Annotated in this window: 15 protein-coding genes; 10 read left to right on the forward strand and 5 right to left on the reverse strand. The window is 29.7% G+C overall.

Features of this window, described 5'->3' with window-relative positions; genetic code table 11:
* Window positions 1-226: 226 nt before the first annotated feature.
* From C1I91_RS08065 to C1I91_RS08080, 4 genes are all read left to right on the forward strand, one after another.
* Entirely contained in the window at window positions 227-2,860 is a 2,634-nt protein-coding gene (locus C1I91_RS08065; protein ID WP_164880483.1) for an EAL domain-containing protein, read from the forward strand.
* 333 nt (window positions 2,861-3,193) lie between these two features.
* On the forward strand, window positions 3,194-4,873 hold the full coding sequence (locus C1I91_RS08070; RefSeq protein WP_128212415.1) for a putative bifunctional diguanylate cyclase/phosphodiesterase: 1,680 nt from the start codon (window positions 3,194-3,196) through the stop codon (window positions 4,871-4,873).
* A gap of 188 nt (window positions 4,874-5,061) precedes the next feature.
* On the forward strand, window positions 5,062-5,445 hold the full coding sequence (locus tag C1I91_RS08075; protein WP_128212416.1) for a YbgA family protein: 384 nt from the start codon (window positions 5,062-5,064) through the stop codon (window positions 5,443-5,445).
* A 139-nt stretch (window positions 5,446-5,584) separates the two neighbouring features.
* Window positions 5,585-6,547, forward strand: a complete 963-nt coding sequence (locus C1I91_RS08080) for a serine hydrolase (protein WP_128212417.1) — start codon at window positions 5,585-5,587, stop codon at window positions 6,545-6,547.
* A gap of 148 nt (window positions 6,548-6,695) precedes the next feature.
* Here C1I91_RS08080 and ytaF read toward each other — a convergent pair whose 3' ends face one another.
* The gene (ytaF, locus tag C1I91_RS08085) at window positions 6,696-7,319 is read right to left on the reverse strand and encodes a sporulation membrane protein YtaF (RefSeq protein ID WP_128212418.1); all 624 of its coding nucleotides are present in this window, start codon (window positions 7,317-7,319) and stop codon (window positions 6,696-6,698) included.
* A 97-nt stretch (window positions 7,320-7,416) separates the two neighbouring features.
* Window positions 7,417-8,271: a C1 family peptidase gene (locus C1I91_RS08090; RefSeq protein ID WP_128212419.1), complete on the reverse strand. Its 855-nt coding sequence runs from the start codon at window positions 8,269-8,271 to the stop codon at window positions 7,417-7,419.
* Between the two features lie 446 nt (window positions 8,272-8,717).
* On the opposite strand from C1I91_RS08090, the gene msrA reads away from it, so the two are divergent.
* Entirely contained in the window at window positions 8,718-9,191 is a 474-nt protein-coding gene (gene msrA, locus C1I91_RS08095; RefSeq protein ID WP_128212420.1) for a peptide-methionine (S)-S-oxide reductase MsrA, read from the forward strand.
* A 532-nt stretch (window positions 9,192-9,723) separates the two neighbouring features.
* Complete coding sequence (locus C1I91_RS08100; RefSeq protein ID WP_128212421.1) at window positions 9,724-10,575, forward strand: hypothetical protein; 852 nt, start codon at window positions 9,724-9,726, stop codon at window positions 10,573-10,575.
* 428 nt (window positions 10,576-11,003) lie between these two features.
* Here C1I91_RS08100 and C1I91_RS08105 read toward each other — a convergent pair whose 3' ends face one another.
* On the reverse strand, window positions 11,004-11,600 hold the full coding sequence (locus C1I91_RS08105; protein WP_128212422.1) for a hypothetical protein: 597 nt from the start codon (window positions 11,598-11,600) through the stop codon (window positions 11,004-11,006).
* 332 nt (window positions 11,601-11,932) lie between these two features.
* Between C1I91_RS08105 and C1I91_RS08110 the strand changes: the two genes are divergently transcribed.
* Window positions 11,933-12,208 (forward strand): putative Se/S carrier protein, encoded by a 276-nt coding sequence (locus tag C1I91_RS08110; protein ID WP_128212423.1) that lies wholly within the window; start codon window positions 11,933-11,935, stop codon window positions 12,206-12,208.
* Between the two features lie 21 nt (window positions 12,209-12,229).
* The gene (locus tag C1I91_RS08115) at window positions 12,230-13,363 is read left to right on the forward strand and encodes an aminotransferase class V-fold PLP-dependent enzyme (RefSeq protein WP_128212424.1); all 1,134 of its coding nucleotides are present in this window, start codon (window positions 12,230-12,232) and stop codon (window positions 13,361-13,363) included.
* Between the two features lie 276 nt (window positions 13,364-13,639).
* Here C1I91_RS08115 and C1I91_RS08120 read toward each other — a convergent pair whose 3' ends face one another.
* Together C1I91_RS08120 and C1I91_RS08125 are read right to left on the reverse strand one after the other, a co-directional pair.
* Window positions 13,640-15,292 (reverse strand): hypothetical protein, encoded by a 1,653-nt coding sequence (locus tag C1I91_RS08120; protein WP_128212425.1) that lies wholly within the window; start codon window positions 15,290-15,292, stop codon window positions 13,640-13,642.
* A gap of 170 nt (window positions 15,293-15,462) precedes the next feature.
* Window positions 15,463-16,755, reverse strand: coding sequence for a hypothetical protein (locus C1I91_RS08125; RefSeq protein WP_128212426.1), 1,293 nt, complete (start codon window positions 16,753-16,755; stop codon window positions 15,463-15,465).
* 115 nt (window positions 16,756-16,870) lie between these two features.
* Between C1I91_RS08125 and C1I91_RS08130 the strand changes: the two genes are divergently transcribed.
* Both C1I91_RS08130 and C1I91_RS08135 read left to right on the forward strand, forming a co-directional pair.
* Window positions 16,871-17,137 carry a DUF1294 domain-containing protein gene (locus C1I91_RS08130; protein WP_238475944.1) on the forward strand — a complete coding sequence of 89 codons (267 nt, stop codon included), beginning with the start codon at window positions 16,871-16,873 and terminating at the stop codon, window positions 17,135-17,137.
* Between the two features lie 255 nt (window positions 17,138-17,392).
* A complete protein-coding gene (locus C1I91_RS08135; RefSeq protein ID WP_128212428.1) occupies window positions 17,393-18,772 on the forward strand; it encodes a glycosyltransferase family 2 protein in 1,380 nt (459 codons plus the stop codon).
* Window positions 18,773-18,889 lie beyond the last annotated feature (117 nt).

The raw sequence follows: 18,889 nt of genomic DNA on the forward strand, positions 1-18,889 counted from the left end.
AAATATATATTTTACGATTGTTAAAGAATTACTAATATTAATACGAGTAATATAATATAAAATGTTTTTACACTGGCATCTAAAAAAGGAAGATATTAAAAAAATCCTAATAAAAAGCCATTTAACGATTGGTACAGCATTGATAAATATATACTTAATAATGTATAATTTTTATAATATAGGAATCTTTAAGTGTTTATATATAACAGAGCCTGGAGGACTAAATATGAAATTTATTTACAACTTAAGATTGAGAGCTAAACTTATAATGGCCTTTGCTATTATGTCGATTTTTATAATAGGGATTGGTTTGGTTTCAGTAAGTAATATAAAGAAGGTAAACAATAAAAATAAGTATATATTTGAAAGAAATTCTAGGGTAATTGAAGATGTTACTAGGTTTAAAACCAATTTGATTCAAATTAATCTTGATATATATAAGGTTATGGATGAGCAAAATGCTGATAAGGTTGAGGATCTTACAAGTGAAATAGATAATTTGAGACGGCAAGATGATTTGTTCCTCGAGGATTATGAAAAGAACATAATAGATACTGTAGATAGAAAAAAGTTTGATTCGCTAAAATCTGTGTTAAGTGAGTATAGAGAGAAGCGAGAAAAGTTACTACAATACATATATCAAGCAAATTATGCTGATGCAAGAAAAGCATATAACGATTTAAATGTTGTAAGCGATAAAATAGTTAAAGACACAGACAATTATATTACTTTCAATTTACTTTTGGCCAATAAACAGGTAGAAGAGAGTCAGGAGCTTTATAAAACAACTGTAAATGAGACAATATCAATAGGATTAGTGGGCTTTTTCATATCGGTTTTAGTAGGTTACTTTATAGCTTATAGACTATCTGGAAAAATTGATAAAATACTAAGCTTTTCCAATTCGTTGAGTAGTGGTGATTTAGAACATAAAATCGTTATGAAATCTAATGATGAAATTGGTGCTTTGGCTATAGCTCTAAATAAAGCTGCTGATAAGAGAAAAGAATATGAAGAACAACTTGTGAGCAGCTACGAAGAACTTGAGGCTTCCTATGAAGAAGTTACAGCCTTAGAACAAGAAGTAAGAGAAAAATATAACGACTTGGAAGCTTCCTTTGAGGAAATAACTGCTTTAGAGCAAGAACTAAGAGAAAAATATACAGAGATATCAATAAATGAAGAAAAACTTAGAAATAACGAAGAGTGGTATAAGCTTATAACCGAAGCATCCTATGATGCTTTATGGGATTGGCATATCAAAGAAGATAAAATGTACTTTTCGGATAGATGGTATAAGATTTTAGGATATACAAGAGATGAAACCAAAGACATAGACTGGACGAGCTTGATAGATTCAGAGGATTATGAGCGAATTAAAGAAACTATAAAGCTTAGTTGGGATACGAGGGAGCCTGTTTTTTCAGTAGATTATAGGATAAAAGATGTTAATGGAATATATACTTGGATGCAAACTATAGCAAAAACTTTGTTTGATGCTAACGGACAGCCTTATAGATTAGCAGGCTCACATAAAAATATAAATGAAATAAAAGAATATCAGCATAGATTGGAATACATAGCATATCATGACTATCTAACAGATTTGCCCAATAGACAATATATGCACAAGGTTGCAAGTGATTATTTTTCTAAAAATAATTCTAATAATGGCAAAAAGGGCGCTGTAATATTTGTTGATATAGATAATTTTAAATACATAAATGATACTTTAGGACATAATTTTGGAGACTTTTTAATCTGTGCCATTTCTGATAGGCTCAATAGAATAAAGAAGCAAGGTGATATCCTTATTAGATTAGGTGGAGATGAATTTGTTATTTTAGTTAATAACATTAATGATAGACAAGAAGTTGAAGCATTTTCTAAAAACATATTAAGTTCGTTTGATTCTTCCTTCAATATTAATAATAATTTCTTACAGGTTACTTCAAGCATAGGAATATCAATGTTTCCAGATGATGGTGAGGTTATAGATGAACTTTTAACTAAATCTGATATTGCTATGTTTAAATCAAAGGGATTAGGCAGGAATAATTATACCTTCTTCCACTCTGGAATGAACGATAAAGTAATAGAAAGGATGGAAATAGAGAGATATTTAAGAAGTGCTTTAGACAAAAATGAATTTATACTTTATTACCAGCCACAAGTAGATGCTGAAAGTGGAGCTATTTGTAGTTTCGAAGCCTTGATAAGATGGAATAGCCCAGAGCTTGGCTTTGTCCCTCCAGATAGATTTATAACTTTAGCAGAAGAGAATCATAAAATAATAGATATCGGAAACTGGGTGCTTAAGAGTGCCTGTGAATTTATAAAGGAAGTACATACTAATGGCTATAACCAGTGTTACATATCCATAAATGTTTCTGTAATTCAATTGATGCAAAGTGATTTTGTAGATAACGTCATAAAGATAGTTAAGGACATTACTATAGATCCAAATTATATAGAACTAGAAATCACAGAATCTATATTTATTGAAAGTTATGAAAGCATAAGTGAAAAACTTAATAAGCTTAGAGAAATAGGAATAAAAATAGCTTTAGATGATTTTGGAAAAGGCTATTCATCATTAAGCTACTTAAAGCAACTTCCTATAAGTACTCTAAAGATTGATAAAACCTTTATAGATGATGTATTGGAGGATAATAAAGTATCTCTAGTGGAAAATATAATTGATATAGGCCATAAGATGAATTTGAATGTTGTTGCAGAAGGGGTAGAAACAAAGGAACAGCTGACTTATTTAAATGAGCATAGATGTGATAGGATACAAGGTTACTACTTTAGTAAGCCAGTACCTCATAGAGAAGCAATGAACTTGCTAGCTAAATAAAAAAATAGAATATATCGCCTGCCAGAATTTCTTCACATACGTTCAGAAAAGGCAGATGCGCAAAAAAAATCACTAATGAAGATCGCATTAGTGATTTTTTATTCTTTAGCAAATTATATTTAAGATAAAGCAGTTTGTAAGTATGCGTGGATATGTTAAATGCATAAATAGGAGAAAGAATAAAAAAATAAGAATTATGTCGCCTGCCAGATTTTCCTCATATGCATTCGGAAAGGCAGATGCGCAAAAAAAATCACTAATGAAATTCGCATTAGTGATTTTTTTATATCCCATTTAGGAAAGACTATAAAAGTGTAGGAGGTGAGACTTTTTTTGAAGAAATTAAGTAGCATTTACAAAATAAGTAGTAAGGATATAGATGAATTTTTAGAAGCATCCTATAGAATAGATCCTAAAAAGCAATCTTTAAAAGTAGCACTGGCCTATGCTGTTGCTGGAGTAGTATGGATAATAACTTCAGATACATTATTAGACTTTTGGACAGAACGTGACAATGTTTATGAGAGTATGCAGACTTATAAAGGTTGGATATTTGTACTACTTACTACAATAGTAATATATATTTCCATAAGGAATAGCTTAATGCTGTTTGATAAGGCTATAGGGGAAATATATCATAACTACGAAGAACTTAATAAATCACATAAAACTTTAATTAAGCTAGAAAATGAGATAGAAAGGCAACTTCAAGAACTCCATGTTTTAGCTTTTTATGATTCACTTACAAAGCTTCCTAACAAAATATTGTTTAAAAAGCAGGTAACTAATCTAATTGAGAGTATAGACATAAGGCATTCAAATAGAAGCTTTGCTTTTATTTGCCTTACAATAGATAATCTAAAAGATATAAATGATATTCTTGGTCATCATTATGGAGACTTGTTTATAAAAAACATAGGATACATACTAAAGCATATGTCTGATAGGGATATTAGAGCTTGTAGGCTAAAGGAAGATGAATTTGGTATAATCATTAATTCCATAACAAATAATGATTATATTTTATCAAAAATAAACAAAATACTAAGTAAATTAAATAGAGCTTGGCAAGTTGATAGTCAGGAGTTTTTTATGACTTATAGTTTAGGAGTTTCTATTTATCCGAAAGACGCTAACAATTTTAATGATTTGTTAAAGAATTCAAATATGGCTCTTTCTCATTCTAAGTCAGTAGAGAAAGATGAAATTACTTTTTATAGTAAGAAAATTGAAGAAAATAATATAGCAAAGATTAATTTGATAAATGACATTATTCATGCTATTGAAAGTAGACAATTTACCTTATATTATCAACCCATAGTTAGATTGGATAATAATAAATTAATAGGTGTGGAAGTATTAATAAGATGGATTCACCCTAAAAAAGGGTTTATTTCTCCTATGGATTTTATACCTATAGCTGAAAGTATAGGACTTATAAGTGATATTGAAAGTTTTGTGTTCTATGAAGCCATAACACAAAAAAGTATCTGGCAAAGCTATGGGTATCCACCAATAAAAATGTCCATAAATCTGTCGTCTGAAAGATTAGGAAAGTTAAATATTATAGAGGAACTCAGCAGTTTGGTTGAAAAATTTCATATAAACAAAGAGGAGATACAGTTGGAGGTAACTGAGACTTCTGTGATAGGAAACTTAGATACTGCCTTTGATCTATTAACTAGGCTAAAAAAATTAGGTTTTAAAATAGCTTTAGATGATTTTGGATCAGGTTATTCATCACTTACATATGTTAGCTCCCTACCTATTGATGTAGTAAAAATCGATAAGGAGTTTATAAAATCAAGTATGGTAGAAAGTAAAGATAAGATAATAGTTAAAACAATTATTGAACTAATGCATAACTTAGGCATGGTGGTAGTTGCAGAGGGAATAGAGACTGAAGAACAGAAAGAATTCCTTAAAGAGAATGCTTGTGATATGGGGCAAGGCTACTTATATAGTAAACCAGTACCAGCTAATGACATAGAAAAAAACTTTTTTACAACCTAATATTGAAAGGAGTATTAAAATGTTTGGTAAGTATGTAGAAGTGATTATGACCATAATTTCGATACTTATAGTAATAGCAACGGTAATAGTTCTTATAACAGACGAGAAAGAAGCTTAAGGTAATTAATCTTAAAGTGTGCTTTAAATATTTTAAACATCAGATTAAAATATTTAAGTGAGGTGTTTTTATGGAAGAAAAATATATGAAAGAAGCTCAAAAGTTATGGGCTAAATATAAGTATTGTGTAATGGAAAGGTCTTATAGTCATTATAAAAATATAAGTAAGTATTTTGCAACTGGGGATGTCAACGAAAGCGAGTTTAATAAATTAATAAGTGAAGCTTTGGAGATAGAGATATCAAAAGGTCAGGCTATAAATACTTTGCAGCACGTTTGGGGTTACTTTAAGAAGATTTGCGATGAGAAAGAGAAGTTAAGTTTCTTTTCTTTACTAGAGATGTATGAAAAAGATAAATGTACTTTGACTACTGTTAAAGATATGCTTTATAAGCTATCTGGAAAATATGAAGTGCGATATTTGCTAGATAGCTTTTATTTTAATAATCAATAGATTGCTTTAAGCAAATCTAATTGTATCTGATAGTGAATTAATTTGAAAAACACATAATTTCACATATGTATCTCACAGTTATCATAAAGATTTAACTTATAATAAGATAAGTAATATTGTGATATGAGAGGTGCTATATTTGAGAAAAAAGTTAATATATTTTAGTACTGTAATTATAGTAATTTCTGCAATTATTATAATTTACAATAAAAATGGACAAGCAAAGACAGTTGAAGCAGATAAAACTGTTTCTGAAGTTAAAGTAGATACTAAAGCAGAAAGTACAGCACAGTTAATGTCTGAGCATAAGGAGGTAGAGGAGGAAAAGAAAGCTGAGTTATTAGAATCTCAGAAAGAAAAGGAACAAGCTAAAAAGAATATAGAAAATCTTAAGCAACTAGTAGAGGATATTATTGGAGACAATAAGAATAATATAGGTATAGCATATTTTGATGTAAGTTCGTCTTTAGGCTTTAATATCAATGGAGATCAGATTTTCAAAGCTGCTAGTACAGTAAAGGTTCCAGTAGCAATGGCTGCAGCAGAGCTTATAAAAAATAACAAGCTTAAACTGGATGACCAAGTTAGCTATACTTCTGATGATTATGAGGATGGGGCTGGAATACTTCAAGGATCTAGTAGATTGAACAATCCAATTAAAATAAGTGAGTTAGTGGATTATTCCTTGATATACTCTGATAATATTGCTGTAAATATGCTACTTAGAACAATTGGATCAAATTACAAATATGATTTTATAGAGCAAACAGTTAGTCATCCTGTTAATAGGTCAGCTAATGAAACAACACCATCAGATTCATTAGAGATACTTAAGAGATTATACTATAACTATGATAATGATGATAATTATAATTTAATCATAAAGGATTTAAAAAATACAATATACCATGATAGAATTGACAAATACATACCACAGAATATTGTTGCACACAAGATTGGAGATTATGAAAATTACATAAATGATATAGCAATAGTATACGATGATAAGCCATATATACTAACTGTTTTTACTAAAGATATAAACAATGTTGGTGATGAAATTATAGCTAAGATATCCAAGGTTATATACGATAACAGATAAATATGTACCAATTAAATCCGAAAATATAAATTTTATTATGAAGTGGTACATCTATAGTATGAGCTCTATCCTAAGGCTATTAGCTTAGGATAGAGCTCATAAAATATAATAGAATATTCTAATGTTTTATATGATGAACCTCAGTGTATTAGTTAAAAATAAATTCAAATAAGCTTAGTATTATTAATATTAAAGCAGATATTAAAGGGGCTGTGTTACCAAGTCTTTTTGCTAAGAACTTGCTCCCTAAGATCATGCCAATAGGAATAACTATTATACTAAAAATAAAAGTAACTATAGTTGTATATACAATATTTAGACCAGCAATACTTCCTGCAATTCCTAAACCTACATTATTGATTGCCAATGCTATTGATAATGAAAAGGATTCCTTCAAATCTATTGTTCCTGAATTGTCAAAGTCTGCAACTTCAGGATTGTCTAACAAATTCATGCAGCCTTTTTTATGGTTTCCATTCAAATTTATCTCCAAGGAGGTATCTTTTTTCTCCTTGTAATAATCATATAAAAACCATAGTCCAATCAATAATAAAATAGAACTTCCAATAATATTAGCTGTTTGAGGAATAAGCAGCTTTGCTAGGAACAAACCAAGAGACATAGATATAAATGTACCTAAGGAAGAAACTATACTTATAACCAAATTGCTAAAAAAGCTTATTTTTATATTTTTTACCCCGTATGCTAAGGCCACAGTAAAGTTATCAATACTACTTGTAAGAACAAATAGCATTATAGCGAGCAAACTCATCATATCCCTCCTTTGTGACTTAATTTCAGTATATTTAGATTAGGAAGGATATGTTACATAAATTGGAAGAGGGATGAGCTAAATAATTTAATTAACACTAAACTTTTAAGCACCATTCTTCATTTAAGATGCACCAAAAATCTCTTGCCAATTTGCTAATAATGTAGTCATATGGCAAATAACCATAACAATCTTCTCCCCAAGAACTTCCCCAAGAATTTTTTATTATTAATGCACCTGAAGCTTGGGTGTTGGAAGCCTTATTTATAGTGCAATACATATCATCATATCCTACAGCCATAACTGTTTGACCACCTAAGAGATGGTTTCCTACTGAAGGTATAGTGATTTCACCAGATTCTTCTGAGTGCTCAATACAATCATAAACAGAAAAGCCAAAGACACAAGGAAGTCCCAAGTTTAAATAGTATTTTACTCTATTAAGAAGTTCTTCTTGGGATTTGTTATTTTTATCTAGCTTGAAAAATTTTAAGTTTTCATAGTTTTTTCTAAAGCCATAACAGAAAGCACTAGGCTCCTCGTCAATGTTTTCAGGATCACTAGGGTAATATCTTTCTGGTGGCATTCCAAATAAGGTTAATGAATTCAATGCAGATCTAATAGAAACACCAGTATCTCCATTTAAATTAGATAATTTTCTAGAATTTTTATAGATAAATAAAGAAGCTCCATCAGTATTCCTATTGAGTATTTTATAATCAAAATATTCAACTAAACTAGCTAATGCTTCTGCAGTACAAGAATTCCATAATCCTTGATCCCGTACTGGTGAGCACCAATGTCTTAGGTCAACTAAATTAGGAGGTGATGTTTTTGTTTTCCCTTCAGATATTTTAAGATTATTTATAATAGAGTTAATTAAAGGCGTTTCTTCTGTAAAGTCTCTTAGGTCATGAAAGTCAGGAATCCAGCCTAATTTATGCTGCAGCATTATAATACCTCCTCTTTAAACAAGTGGTTTGTGTCTAGGTGTACTACTTTTAGAATTTTATATTTAAAGTTAAGCATAATAGTATGTGATAGCTTATAAAATAAATTTTCACTAGAATATTACACCTTGAGTATTTCCCTTATATACATATATGCAAGTAAATAGTAAATTGAAATAGAAATAAGTCAAAAAAACTCAAATAAAGATAAATATGTTGAATTATAATTTTCTTTTGTTAAAATATAGTTATAACTAGTTGATAATAATTATATTTTAATAAGAATAGTTGCTAAGAAGAATTTAAAAAATTTGATCTCAAATAGTAGCTGGATATAAGTACTTTTTGGAGACTAATTGGTTTTAAGAAACTATATTTTTTTATTAAAGAAGAAATGATTAAATCACAATATAATATAAGTAAAATAAAATTTTAGAGGTGAAATATAATGAAAGAAATAGTATTTGCAGGTGGTTGTTTTTGGGGCGTAGAAGAGTTTATGTCTAGAATAAAAGGGGTTGTTGAAACAAAAGTAGGGTATGCAAATGGTGAAAAGGTAGAGCCATCTTATGAAGAAGTTTGCACAGGTACTACTGGTCATGCTGAAGCTTGCTATGTAAAGTATGATACAAATGTAGTTACTCTAGACCAAGTATTGGAAGAATATTGGAGTATAGTAGAACCAACGGTTCTTAATAGGCAAGGGAATGACATTGGTCATCAATATAGAACTGGTATTTATTATATTAATGATGAAGATAAAGAAATTATTGTAAAGAGCAGAGATAATAATCAGAAAAATTATGATAAACCAATAGTTACTGAAATAGAACCATTAAAGTGCTTTTATGATGCAGAGGAATATCATCAAAAATACTTAAAGAAAAATCCAGGTGGCTACTGTCATATTAAATTAGATTAGTAAAAATATAATCAAAGGTACGTTCAGTTGTTAAAAAGCAGTATACTTTAGGACTTATTATAAATAGTCTTTAAAGTATACTGCTTTTTTACTGTAAAGTATAGTATAAAATTTTATATTAGCTAAACCTATTAATATCAGAGGTTAAAACAACTTGTTAGGGTAGGAAGTAAAAAATAAAACTTATTTAGCCGCTAGATTTTCTAATATTCATTGGGCAAGGTAGAGGCTCAAAATTAAATGGAACATTCTTAAAAATTTAAATCTAATTTATTAAAAATATATAGCAGATAATGGAATAAGTGAATAGTATATACCAAGTGTTATTAAGTCTAATATACAATTAATTCAGTAAATAGGTACTGGTTTTAACAAGACTTTTATGGAGGCGGGAGATATAGCTATATTTAGACTCTATTTTTAAATAAGCAGTAATTTATTTATATAATATTAGGTAATAAGAACACTTTTATGCTAGCAACATAATATATTATTGAAGTATCTAACGTAAAATGGAATAGGAGGATATATTATGCAAGAAAATTTTGAGGTAAAAGGAATGGCTCCATGCCCTTCACCAATTAGTGATGAATGTATAATTGCTAGAAAAGTATATGGAAAATGCAGACAACAAGATTGTTTAAGACCATTTGATAGCTCAGTAGTAACACCACCTCCAGGAGCAATTGAAATATCATCGTCTAGACTAGGAGAGGCAGCTGCTATATCTGGAGCAGTTTTAGTTGGAACTATAGCTCCAGGAGAAATAATTGCATTTAACAGTACTGTAACATCAGTAAGAATAGTACCAAATTCATTTAAAGTTTCTAAGATAAGAACTACAGTTTCTCCAAGTGCTTTTGGACAAGACGGATTTTATGACGTAACAATAATATATACTTTCACTTATACCCTTAATTTACTAAATGGAGTAGGAGTTGCAATACCAGTAACTTTAGCAGGAACTCCAGCAACTACAATAACTGATATTTGCGCTTACACAACTTATACAAAAGTTCTATCATTATTTGGTGGAGAAGCTAGCGAACAGACAATTACATTAGCTGATACTATATTTGGATCATCGTCAACATATGTAAATGTTGGCAATGCACCATATGCTTTTGTTCAAGCTTTAGCTAATCCATTACAACAACCAATAATTGGTGTTTATGAAAGTGTTCCAGGAACAGTTGAATACCATGCTGATGTGGTTATAGGCTTATTTACAATAATCAAACTTTATAGAATAGTTAATCTTACTGTAAATTCAAGTGGTGACTGCGATATACCTGAATGTGAACCGATTACTGGAGATCCATGCGAATTCTTTAATAGCTTACCATTCCCATTCGAAGATTTTGACCCACCAACAACCTTATAAAGGGATAAGTGCAACTCTCATTATGTGAGATGTTGGCACTTTTTTTATTATAATTATATATTATATTTCTGGTATATCATAGTAAAAAAGTAAAAGTTAAGTGCTCGTCATAACTTCTTTATCAATGTTCATAAAAAGTAGATACACAAAAATATATATTTTGAATTCTTGAAGTTACTACTTTTAACTAGTTAGAAGAGTATAATTTCTTACGATAAAAAAGACACTGAATCGACCATCAGTGACTTTTTTTGCGCATCTGTCTTTAATAATGGATATGAGGAAAAGCTGTCAGGTAAATAAGATTTTTTTTTACTGTTTACCTCAAATATATGTTGTAAAGCCTTGAATTTAGTAGGTTTAACTAGCAAAAAGATTGTACTTTTCTAGACAGTAAAAAGAGGACTGCCTAAGGCAGCCCTGATAAATTATGATATCACTGTAGTTGTAGTAGTTGTTACAGTTATTGGATCTGGTACTTCTTGTGCTACAATGTTAAATACTTCTGGAATCAATGTTGGAGTTACTGGAGGTGCAACAAGTGGAGCGTTTATAGTTACAGTTGAACCAACAGCAAGAGTAAGTCCTGTTGTAACTACAGTAACTGTAAAGAAATATGATGAAGTATTTGCACACAGTGGAACACCTGGAGTTTCAACAAATTGGAAAGGTAATACATCATATACTGCTGTAGTTGCAATTGCAGCTACAACTAATCCGATTGAATTGAATATTGTCTTTCTTATATTATAAATAGGGGTTGTTGCTGTAGCGCTTCTATAAACTGATAAAATTACATCTATCCCTCCTGTTATAGTAGCAGCTGGAAGAGTTAATGTAAGTGCTAAAGGAATTACGCCTTCTATAAACACTCTTCCACCAGGATTAGTTACAGGTAGAACAATACTGCCTATAGTTGCTGTGTTAGAACCACCAGCAATAATTGGAACTGGTATTGTTATAGGTGCTGTACCAGTAAGTGAAGCAAAACTTGGTGTTGTTTGAATTGATAAAGGTGTAGCCATGGATTAAAAACCTCCCTTTCATGTAAATCTCTATTATATATTATGTTGATTGTCGGATTTTGGTTACTAATGGAGTTGCTTCAAGGCATGTAAAGATTTATATTAAAGTGAATTTAAATATTTAACTTGACTTTTTGTTGAATTTTAGAGGATGGATATTTAACGATTATAATTATTATTATGATAAAACTAAGAAATAAGTTCTTAAGTTTTCGAAAGTTATATATGTAGCACTTAATACTTACATATAATAATTAAATTTTAACAAAGGGTGTAATTTTTTATTATTAAAGAATATATTATACTAAATTGTTTTATAGCAGGTGAGTTGTATGAAAGATTTAAATGTATGTATAATAGCTTTTCCTTCAACCAGTGAAAGCGTCAATCTTTATAAGGTATTAAAAAATAAAAGATACAATGTTGTTATGATACAAACACCTTGTACAATTTCAGCAGGATGTGCAAGATCCATAGAGATTAAAGAAAATGACTTAGAGAATATAATCAATGAAATAAAGACTAACAATATTGAAATTAGAGGAATATTTAGAAAAGCTTTAAGTGAGAGTACAAGAAGGTATTACTATGAGGAATTAAGTTTTTAAATAAGTTTTTTGGAGGTCACGATGGTTTATTTAGATAATGCTGCAACGTCCTTTCCCAAACCTGAGGCTGTATATAATTCTATGTTAGATTGCATGAAGAGATACTGCGCCAATCCTGGGAGAGGATCACATAAAATGTCACTAGAGTGTGAGATGAAAATATTAGATGCCAGAGAGAAAATAAGCAGATTTTTTAATATAGATAATATGATGAATGTTGTTTTTACAAACAATACAACTGAGGGGCTGAATATTGCTATAAAAGGCTTGTTAGGTAATGGAGATCATGTAATTACAAGTTATATAGAGCATAATTCTGTTTATAGGCCTCTAAACAGCTTGAAAAATAAAGGATTGGAAATATCAATGATCCCTGTGGATGGTAACGGATATATTGTAGAACAAATTTTGAAAAAGAGTTTAAAAAAGAATACTAAAGCAGTAATAATAAACCATGGATCTAATGTCTTAGGAACTGTTCAGAATATAGAAGCTATAGGAAAGTTTGCTAAAGAAAATAACTTGTTTTTTATAGTTGATGGAGCACAAACTGCAGGTATACTTGATATTGATGTAAAAGGCATGAATATAGATATACTTGCGTTTCCAGGACACAAATCTCTATACGGTCCTCAAGGAATAGGAGGGGTGTATATATCAAGTGATGTTAATGTTACCTCCTTTAAAGAAGGTGGTACTGGTAGTAATTCTAATATTATGGATCAACCGGACTTTTTGCCAGATAAGTTTGAAAGTGGTACATTGAACACTCCTGGTATAGTTGGACTTGGAGAGGGAGTAGATTTTATTAATAGAATAGGTATAAACAATATAAGAAAGCATGATCAAAACTTATCAGCATATCTTACTGAAGAACTTAAAAAGTTATCTTTTGTAAAGTTATATGGGGAAGAAGATTGTTATAAAAAGTGTCCAGTGGTATCTTTCAATATAGATGGCTTTGATAGTTCAGAGGTAGGAGAAGCGCTAAATTATAGAGACATATATCTAAGAACAGGGTATCACTGTGCACCAAAGATACACTCCATAATTGGTACTACAAACTTAGGTACAGTTAGAGCAAGCTTTGGTTATTTCAATAAATTAGAAGATGTAGAGAGTCTTATAGAGGCTATAAAAGATATATATAAATAGATAAACTTAATATTCAGCTTTAGATATAGGCGCTGTTAAAGTACTGTGTTGAAATTAAGTGGTCAGTCATCCGATGCTTAAACGAGCTTGCGCAAAGAATTAATATGATTTTTTCATATTCCACCGATGTATCACTTCATAATGATTTTATATTTTCAAAATCTCTGCTCAGAAACCAGCAGAGATTTGAAAATAGTTTAATGATTGAAGTGATACATCTTTGGCTAGAATTGTAAATTCACTGCGTTGGAACAGTACCTTTAGAAAATGCTATCTTTACTCCTCGTCATTGAAGATTCTTTTAATGAAAGAGGATTTTTTTTGCTTAGAGGTTAGTTCTTCTATAGAAACATTTAGAGCGTTTATCTGATTGATTAGTTCTGCATTCTTTTGTGTAATCTGAGTGATATTTTTATCTTTAAGGGAAAGCTGGTTTTTAAGAGTTTCAATGGTTCTATTTAACTCTTCTACATGAGAGGTATCCTTTTCTTTTGACAGTGAGGCTTGAGCTATACTGGAAGCTGATTTATAGCTGCTTACTTGGTTTTCTAAGTCGAAAATTACTTTGTTTAGCTCCTCAATCTTATTCTTGTAGGTAGAAACTACGTTATACTTTTCCGTTAAATTCTTTTCTAATTCAGTTATTTTATTCTCTTTACTTAACATATTTGCATATAGGGATGACAGGGTTGATTTGAGTTTTAAGTTTTCCTCATCATTAATTGTTGTTGTTTTGGATAGATTTTTTAACTTATCCTCATTTACAACAGATTTATATCTTAAATCCTTTATAGTAGCTTCTAAACTATTTATTAGCTGTTGTTTATCAAAGAGTTGTTTTTCATATTCTATCAACTTATTAGCTGTTTCTTTCAAGGAGTCGGAGGAATTGGAAAACTCCTTTGCTTCTATACCTTCATGATCTCCTAGAGCAAGGCTATAGTAGTAGGAGCTATCTGTGATTAAACTACCTTCATCATCTTTAGAGAAAAATATAGTGTTGAGTATTATAGGATTATTGCTTTGATAATGGACTTTAAAAGTAACAGAGTTAGGGTTCAAATCAATATCTTTAGAACCACATATACCTTTTAATAGATCTACTGTTTTAGTTGATAAGCTATTTTCACTTACGGAAGTGAAAAAGAATTTACCATGAAAGAAAGCTACAGAGCAAGCTAATAGTTTTGAGTTTACATTTATGGTGTTTCTTACTATATTAGTAGCAGTGCCATAGCCATATTTTAGTTGTCCTCTTCTCTGGCTATTAACTTTATAAGAATAAGCTAGTACCCCACCTTCACCGACTATAAAAGAATAGTCTTCTATAGGGAGATAGGAACTATCCAATATGATGAAGTTCCCCCAGAGATTTTTTGTGGCATCATACTGCCTAAAGCCCAAACAGCTGTTTTTCATTTTTTTATTATAGCATATATAGATATTATTACCCTGCGATGTGGCTATAAATGAATAGGGAAGTGAATTATCAATCAAGTCTAACATTAGTGGAGAGGTAAGTTTTAAATCTGACTTAATAGTCCTATGATATAAAAAAGTTGAGTTGTCTGAGGTTTTTGAGTATATTACGTTAAGACAGTTGTTTAGGGATATTATCTCTATGTAATCATTAGAAATATAATTGGTTGTTATTATAGAACTTGTTAAAGTATCTTTTGTGAGGCAATACATTATTATGCTATTATCAATAGATTGGACGAATATATATATTGTGTTGTCTTTTGTAAGTATAACGCTAAGCAGAAATCTACACTGATCTACTATGACTTTTTCTTCATTAAAAGAGTTATTATTAAAGATCCTGAGACACACTTGCAATTCATTTTGATAAAGATACCAAATAGAATCGTCTATCTCCAGAGCGTATTCTTTATATTTATTTGCTAGCATTACAATAACATCCTCCATAAAATTAATTAAACCTGCTTAATAAAATTAGAGTGTTTTAAAGTACTGTACTTTTTAAAATATAGTCTTAAAATAAAGCACATAAAGATAAATGCAAAAAAAGCATAGAAGCTTTAGTTTAATAATATAAGCAGTCATAGTATAGAATATGCTTTCATAAGGCATCTATATTACTTGAAGTCTTCATTATTCTTATTATTTAGTTTTTGCAAATCTTCTATTATAGAATCTTTCTCTAGGGTTATATTAAGAAGATTAGCTATTAATCCTTCGTAGTACCGTACAGTTCTATTATTAAAATTCATAAGGGAAGTTATTTTTCGTTCAAATTTCTTATTGTTTTCTGAAAGAGTAGCTTTAAGGTTGTCTATTTCAAAATTTTTTTCATGTAGTAATTTAATATACTTTAATGAAAGTGTGTTTATGGTGGATAACAAATAGTTTATCAGTCTATCATTTTTTTTCATACCTTTTATAACTTCTACTTCTTTAACGGGTACTTCCTTAACTTTGGGAAGTTCATTTATTGAAGCTTTAGTTGAAAGTCTTTTACATAAGAAGCAAGTAAAAACCTCCATAGAAGTGTTGTTTATTAGTATTACCCCTGGGATATTATGCTTTATATCGAAGCTAAAAGTAGCTGGCCAATTTCTTAAATCTTCGGAATTAGTGATATAAACTCTATCTTTTCTGTTCCAACATATATAAAACTTATTTTTATAAAAAGAAATTAAGGGTTTCTGAACAGTTTCTTTGAGCTTTATTAGTGACTCTTCTGAAAAAAGAAACTTGTCCCTAATTATATTTATAGACTTATGAAAAAGAAAAATATCTCTTTCAACTATCTTATTATAAAACAACTCAATTTGATCCTCAGAAGTAATGACATTTAAAGAAAAAGCACCTGGAAGGTTAAAGTATCTTATTGCAGCAAAAAAGCTTTCATCAATGATTCTCAGAGAGTATAGACTTTCCTTATTGTCTTCGCAAATTAGCATAATTACTTTGTTATCTAAAATTGCAGTATAGAATTGACGAACATACTTATAACAATTAATTTTGCAAAGTTCATATATTTGACAACTGTTTGACACAATTCCATGGTAAATATATGTTATAGTATCATTTAAATTAGCTTTGCTATAGAAAAAGTGGATTAGGTTGTCCAAGATTTCCATGGACAAGCAATTTATGTTTTCAAAGGAAAAGTTATTTGCTTCGATCCAAGTAATATTAAGTTCATTCATCTGTGATAGATTAATTTTTATTAACCCTAGTTTTGAAGCAAAGGTATGAAATAGTATGAAGATAGAAGTAGTGTCATATTTTACTTCAAAGGCTTTCACGTTTTGGTGAAGAGTTTTATGAAAGTTAGAGTTGAATAGCTCTAGTTCTGAGTTCTTAGAGGTTATGTAGAATACTTCTCCATTACTATTAATGACATAAAGTTTTTTACTATTCATAAAATCACCACCCATTACTATTTAGTACAAGACTTAAACTTGTCCCAATATCAAATTATGATTAAATTATAAGATTTAGCACTGAATGCTTATTAATAATGATAGGAGAATAAATATGGTACTATGCTACTTTGTGATTATAAATATAATTGGATTCTTTATAATGTATATCGATAAAAGAAAAGCTATAGAAAGAAAATGGAGAATTTCTGAAAAAAACTTGTTTTTAATTGGAATAATAGGTGGAAGTTTAGGTGAGATTATCGGGATGAATTTATTTAGACACAAGACTAAACGTTGGTATTTCAAATATGGACTACCATTTTTATTTTGTTTACAAATAATATTATTAATTTTTGGGGAAAATATTTTAAGAAAATAAGAATTTGGCATTTAAAATAAAAAAAAAGATAAAAATATCAACAGCTAAACGATTACATTTTTTATATATAAATAAACAGTGTTATTAAAATAGGAAAATATAAAAACCTACATACCAGCAGACTTGATTTTTTTTAGGTATTGAAATATAGTATATAAGGATTTTCAACTGTATTAAACTAAGAATTTTCATGTTTATTGTTGTAAAATATAAATTCTAGTATATTGGTACTAATAAAAAACGGGAGTGAATTACATGGGGAATTTATTTATTTATTATGTAACCAAAGTATTTCAGAGCTTAGTCTATACACTTACTTTATATTATTTAATATTGAGCTTGTTTGGACTTTATAGAAGAAAAGAGAATAAAAACTATGTTCCAAGCAAAAAGTTTGCTATGATAGTTGCGGCTCATAATGAAGAAGTGGTTATTGCAAATCTAATAGAAAGTCTGCAGCATCAGGATTATCCTAAAGAATTATATGATATTTTTGTAATTGCAGACAATTGTACCGATAAAACAGCAGAGATTGCAGCAAAGCATGGTGCTAAAGTTTTCGAAAGAAACAATAAGGAAAAAAGAGGTAAAGGTTATGCCTTAGAGTGGATGTTCGATAAGATATTCAAAATGGACAAGAAGTATGATGCAGTTGCCATATTTGATGCAGATAATTTAGTTTCACCTAATTTTATAAAAGAAATGAATTCAAAAATGTGTGATGGATATAAAGTTGTACAAGGATATTTGGATAGTAAGAACCCAGGAGATTCTTGGATAACTCAAAGCTATTCGGTATCATTTTGGTCTTCAAATAGAGCGTTCCAACTGGCAAGAGCAAACTTAGGTTTATCAAACCAAATAGGAGGTACTGGATTTGCTGTGGATGTAGAAGTTCTTAAAACCTTAGGTTGGGGAGCTACTTGTCTTACAGAGGATTTAGAATTTACCTGTAAGCTTGTTTTAAACGGTGAAAAAGTAGGCTGGGCACACGATGCAGTTGTTTTTGATGAAAAGCCTCTTACTTTAAAAGACTCTTGGAATCAAAGAAAAAGATGGATGCAAGGTTTTTCAGATGTAGCTTCAAGATTCTTTGTTAAGCTTATTAAGAAAGCAGTTAAGGATAGAAATTTCGTAGCTTTTGACTGTGCCTTATATGTGGCACAACCATTTATGACGTTGCTTTTAGCTATATCACTTTGTATTACAACACTGCAAAGTTTCCAAAATGCATCTGAAAGTTTTCACTTTGGATTTATACAAGTATTCGGTATGTTCCAGTTTTTATTAACTCCATTTTTACTTATACAAGATAAGAAATTTACTAAGAAGTTTTTTGCTATACTTGTTTTATATTCCACTAATGTAATTATAATGCCATTAGTAATAAATGCTTTTGGTGAAAAGCAGTATTTGATTATTGCTGGTATGTATCTTTTATTTAATGTAGCATGTATACTTCTTACATTGGTTACTATGGGAAAAGATTCAGCCTGGGCTTTCTTTAGATATCTGTTATATAGTATATATACTTTAACCTGGGTACCTATTACTGTACAAGGAATATTGAATAGAAATAATAAAGAGTGGTCACATACTAAGCATGTGAGACAAATTGGAATATATGACGTATAAGAAAGTGTAGCAATAAAATACCCAATGCAATGGCATTGGGTATTTTATTCTTTATTGATAGTAATTTAGACTTTAGATTAAGTTTCAAATAGATATGAGGAGAAGTTTTAAATAATA

It is taken from the genome of Clostridium manihotivorum (genome assembly GCF_004015185.1).
In the GTDB taxonomy this organism is placed as follows: Bacteria; Bacillota; Clostridia; order Clostridiales; family Clostridiaceae; genus Clostridium_AR; species Clostridium_AR manihotivorum.

What these genes read in the sequence shown, in the direction of transcription:
- C1I91_RS08065 (WP_164880483.1), top strand. Translation starts at nt 227, where the DNA reads ATGAAATTTATTTACAACTTAAGATTGAGAGCTAAACTTATAATGGCC.
- C1I91_RS08075 (WP_128212416.1), top strand. Translation starts at nt 5,062, where the DNA reads ATGGAAGAAAAATATATGAAAGAAGCTCAAAAGTTATGGGCTAAATAT.
- ytaF (WP_128212418.1), bottom strand. Translation starts at nt 7,319, where the DNA reads ATGAGTTTGCTCGCTATAATGCTATTTGTTCTTACAAGTAGTATTGAT.
- C1I91_RS08090 (WP_128212419.1), bottom strand. Translation starts at nt 8,271, where the DNA reads ATGCTGCAGCATAAATTAGGCTGGATTCCTGACTTTCATGACCTAAGA.
- msrA (WP_128212420.1), top strand. Translation starts at nt 8,718, where the DNA reads ATGAAAGAAATAGTATTTGCAGGTGGTTGTTTTTGGGGCGTAGAAGAG.
- C1I91_RS08100 (WP_128212421.1), top strand. Translation starts at nt 9,724, where the DNA reads ATGCAAGAAAATTTTGAGGTAAAAGGAATGGCTCCATGCCCTTCACCA.
- C1I91_RS08105 (WP_128212422.1), bottom strand. Translation starts at nt 11,600, where the DNA reads ATGGCTACACCTTTATCAATTCAAACAACACCAAGTTTTGCTTCACTT.
- C1I91_RS08110 (WP_128212423.1), top strand. Translation starts at nt 11,933, where the DNA reads ATGAAAGATTTAAATGTATGTATAATAGCTTTTCCTTCAACCAGTGAA.
- C1I91_RS08115 (WP_128212424.1), top strand. Translation starts at nt 12,230, where the DNA reads ATGGTTTATTTAGATAATGCTGCAACGTCCTTTCCCAAACCTGAGGCT.
- C1I91_RS08120 (WP_128212425.1), bottom strand. Translation starts at nt 15,292, where the DNA reads ATGGAGGATGTTATTGTAATGCTAGCAAATAAATATAAAGAATACGCT.
- C1I91_RS08125 (WP_128212426.1), bottom strand. Translation starts at nt 16,755, where the DNA reads ATGAATAGTAAAAAACTTTATGTCATTAATAGTAATGGAGAAGTATTC.
- C1I91_RS08130 (WP_238475944.1), top strand. Translation starts at nt 16,871, where the DNA reads ATGGTACTATGCTACTTTGTGATTATAAATATAATTGGATTCTTTATA.
- C1I91_RS08135 (WP_128212428.1), top strand. Translation starts at nt 17,393, where the DNA reads ATGGGGAATTTATTTATTTATTATGTAACCAAAGTATTTCAGAGCTTA.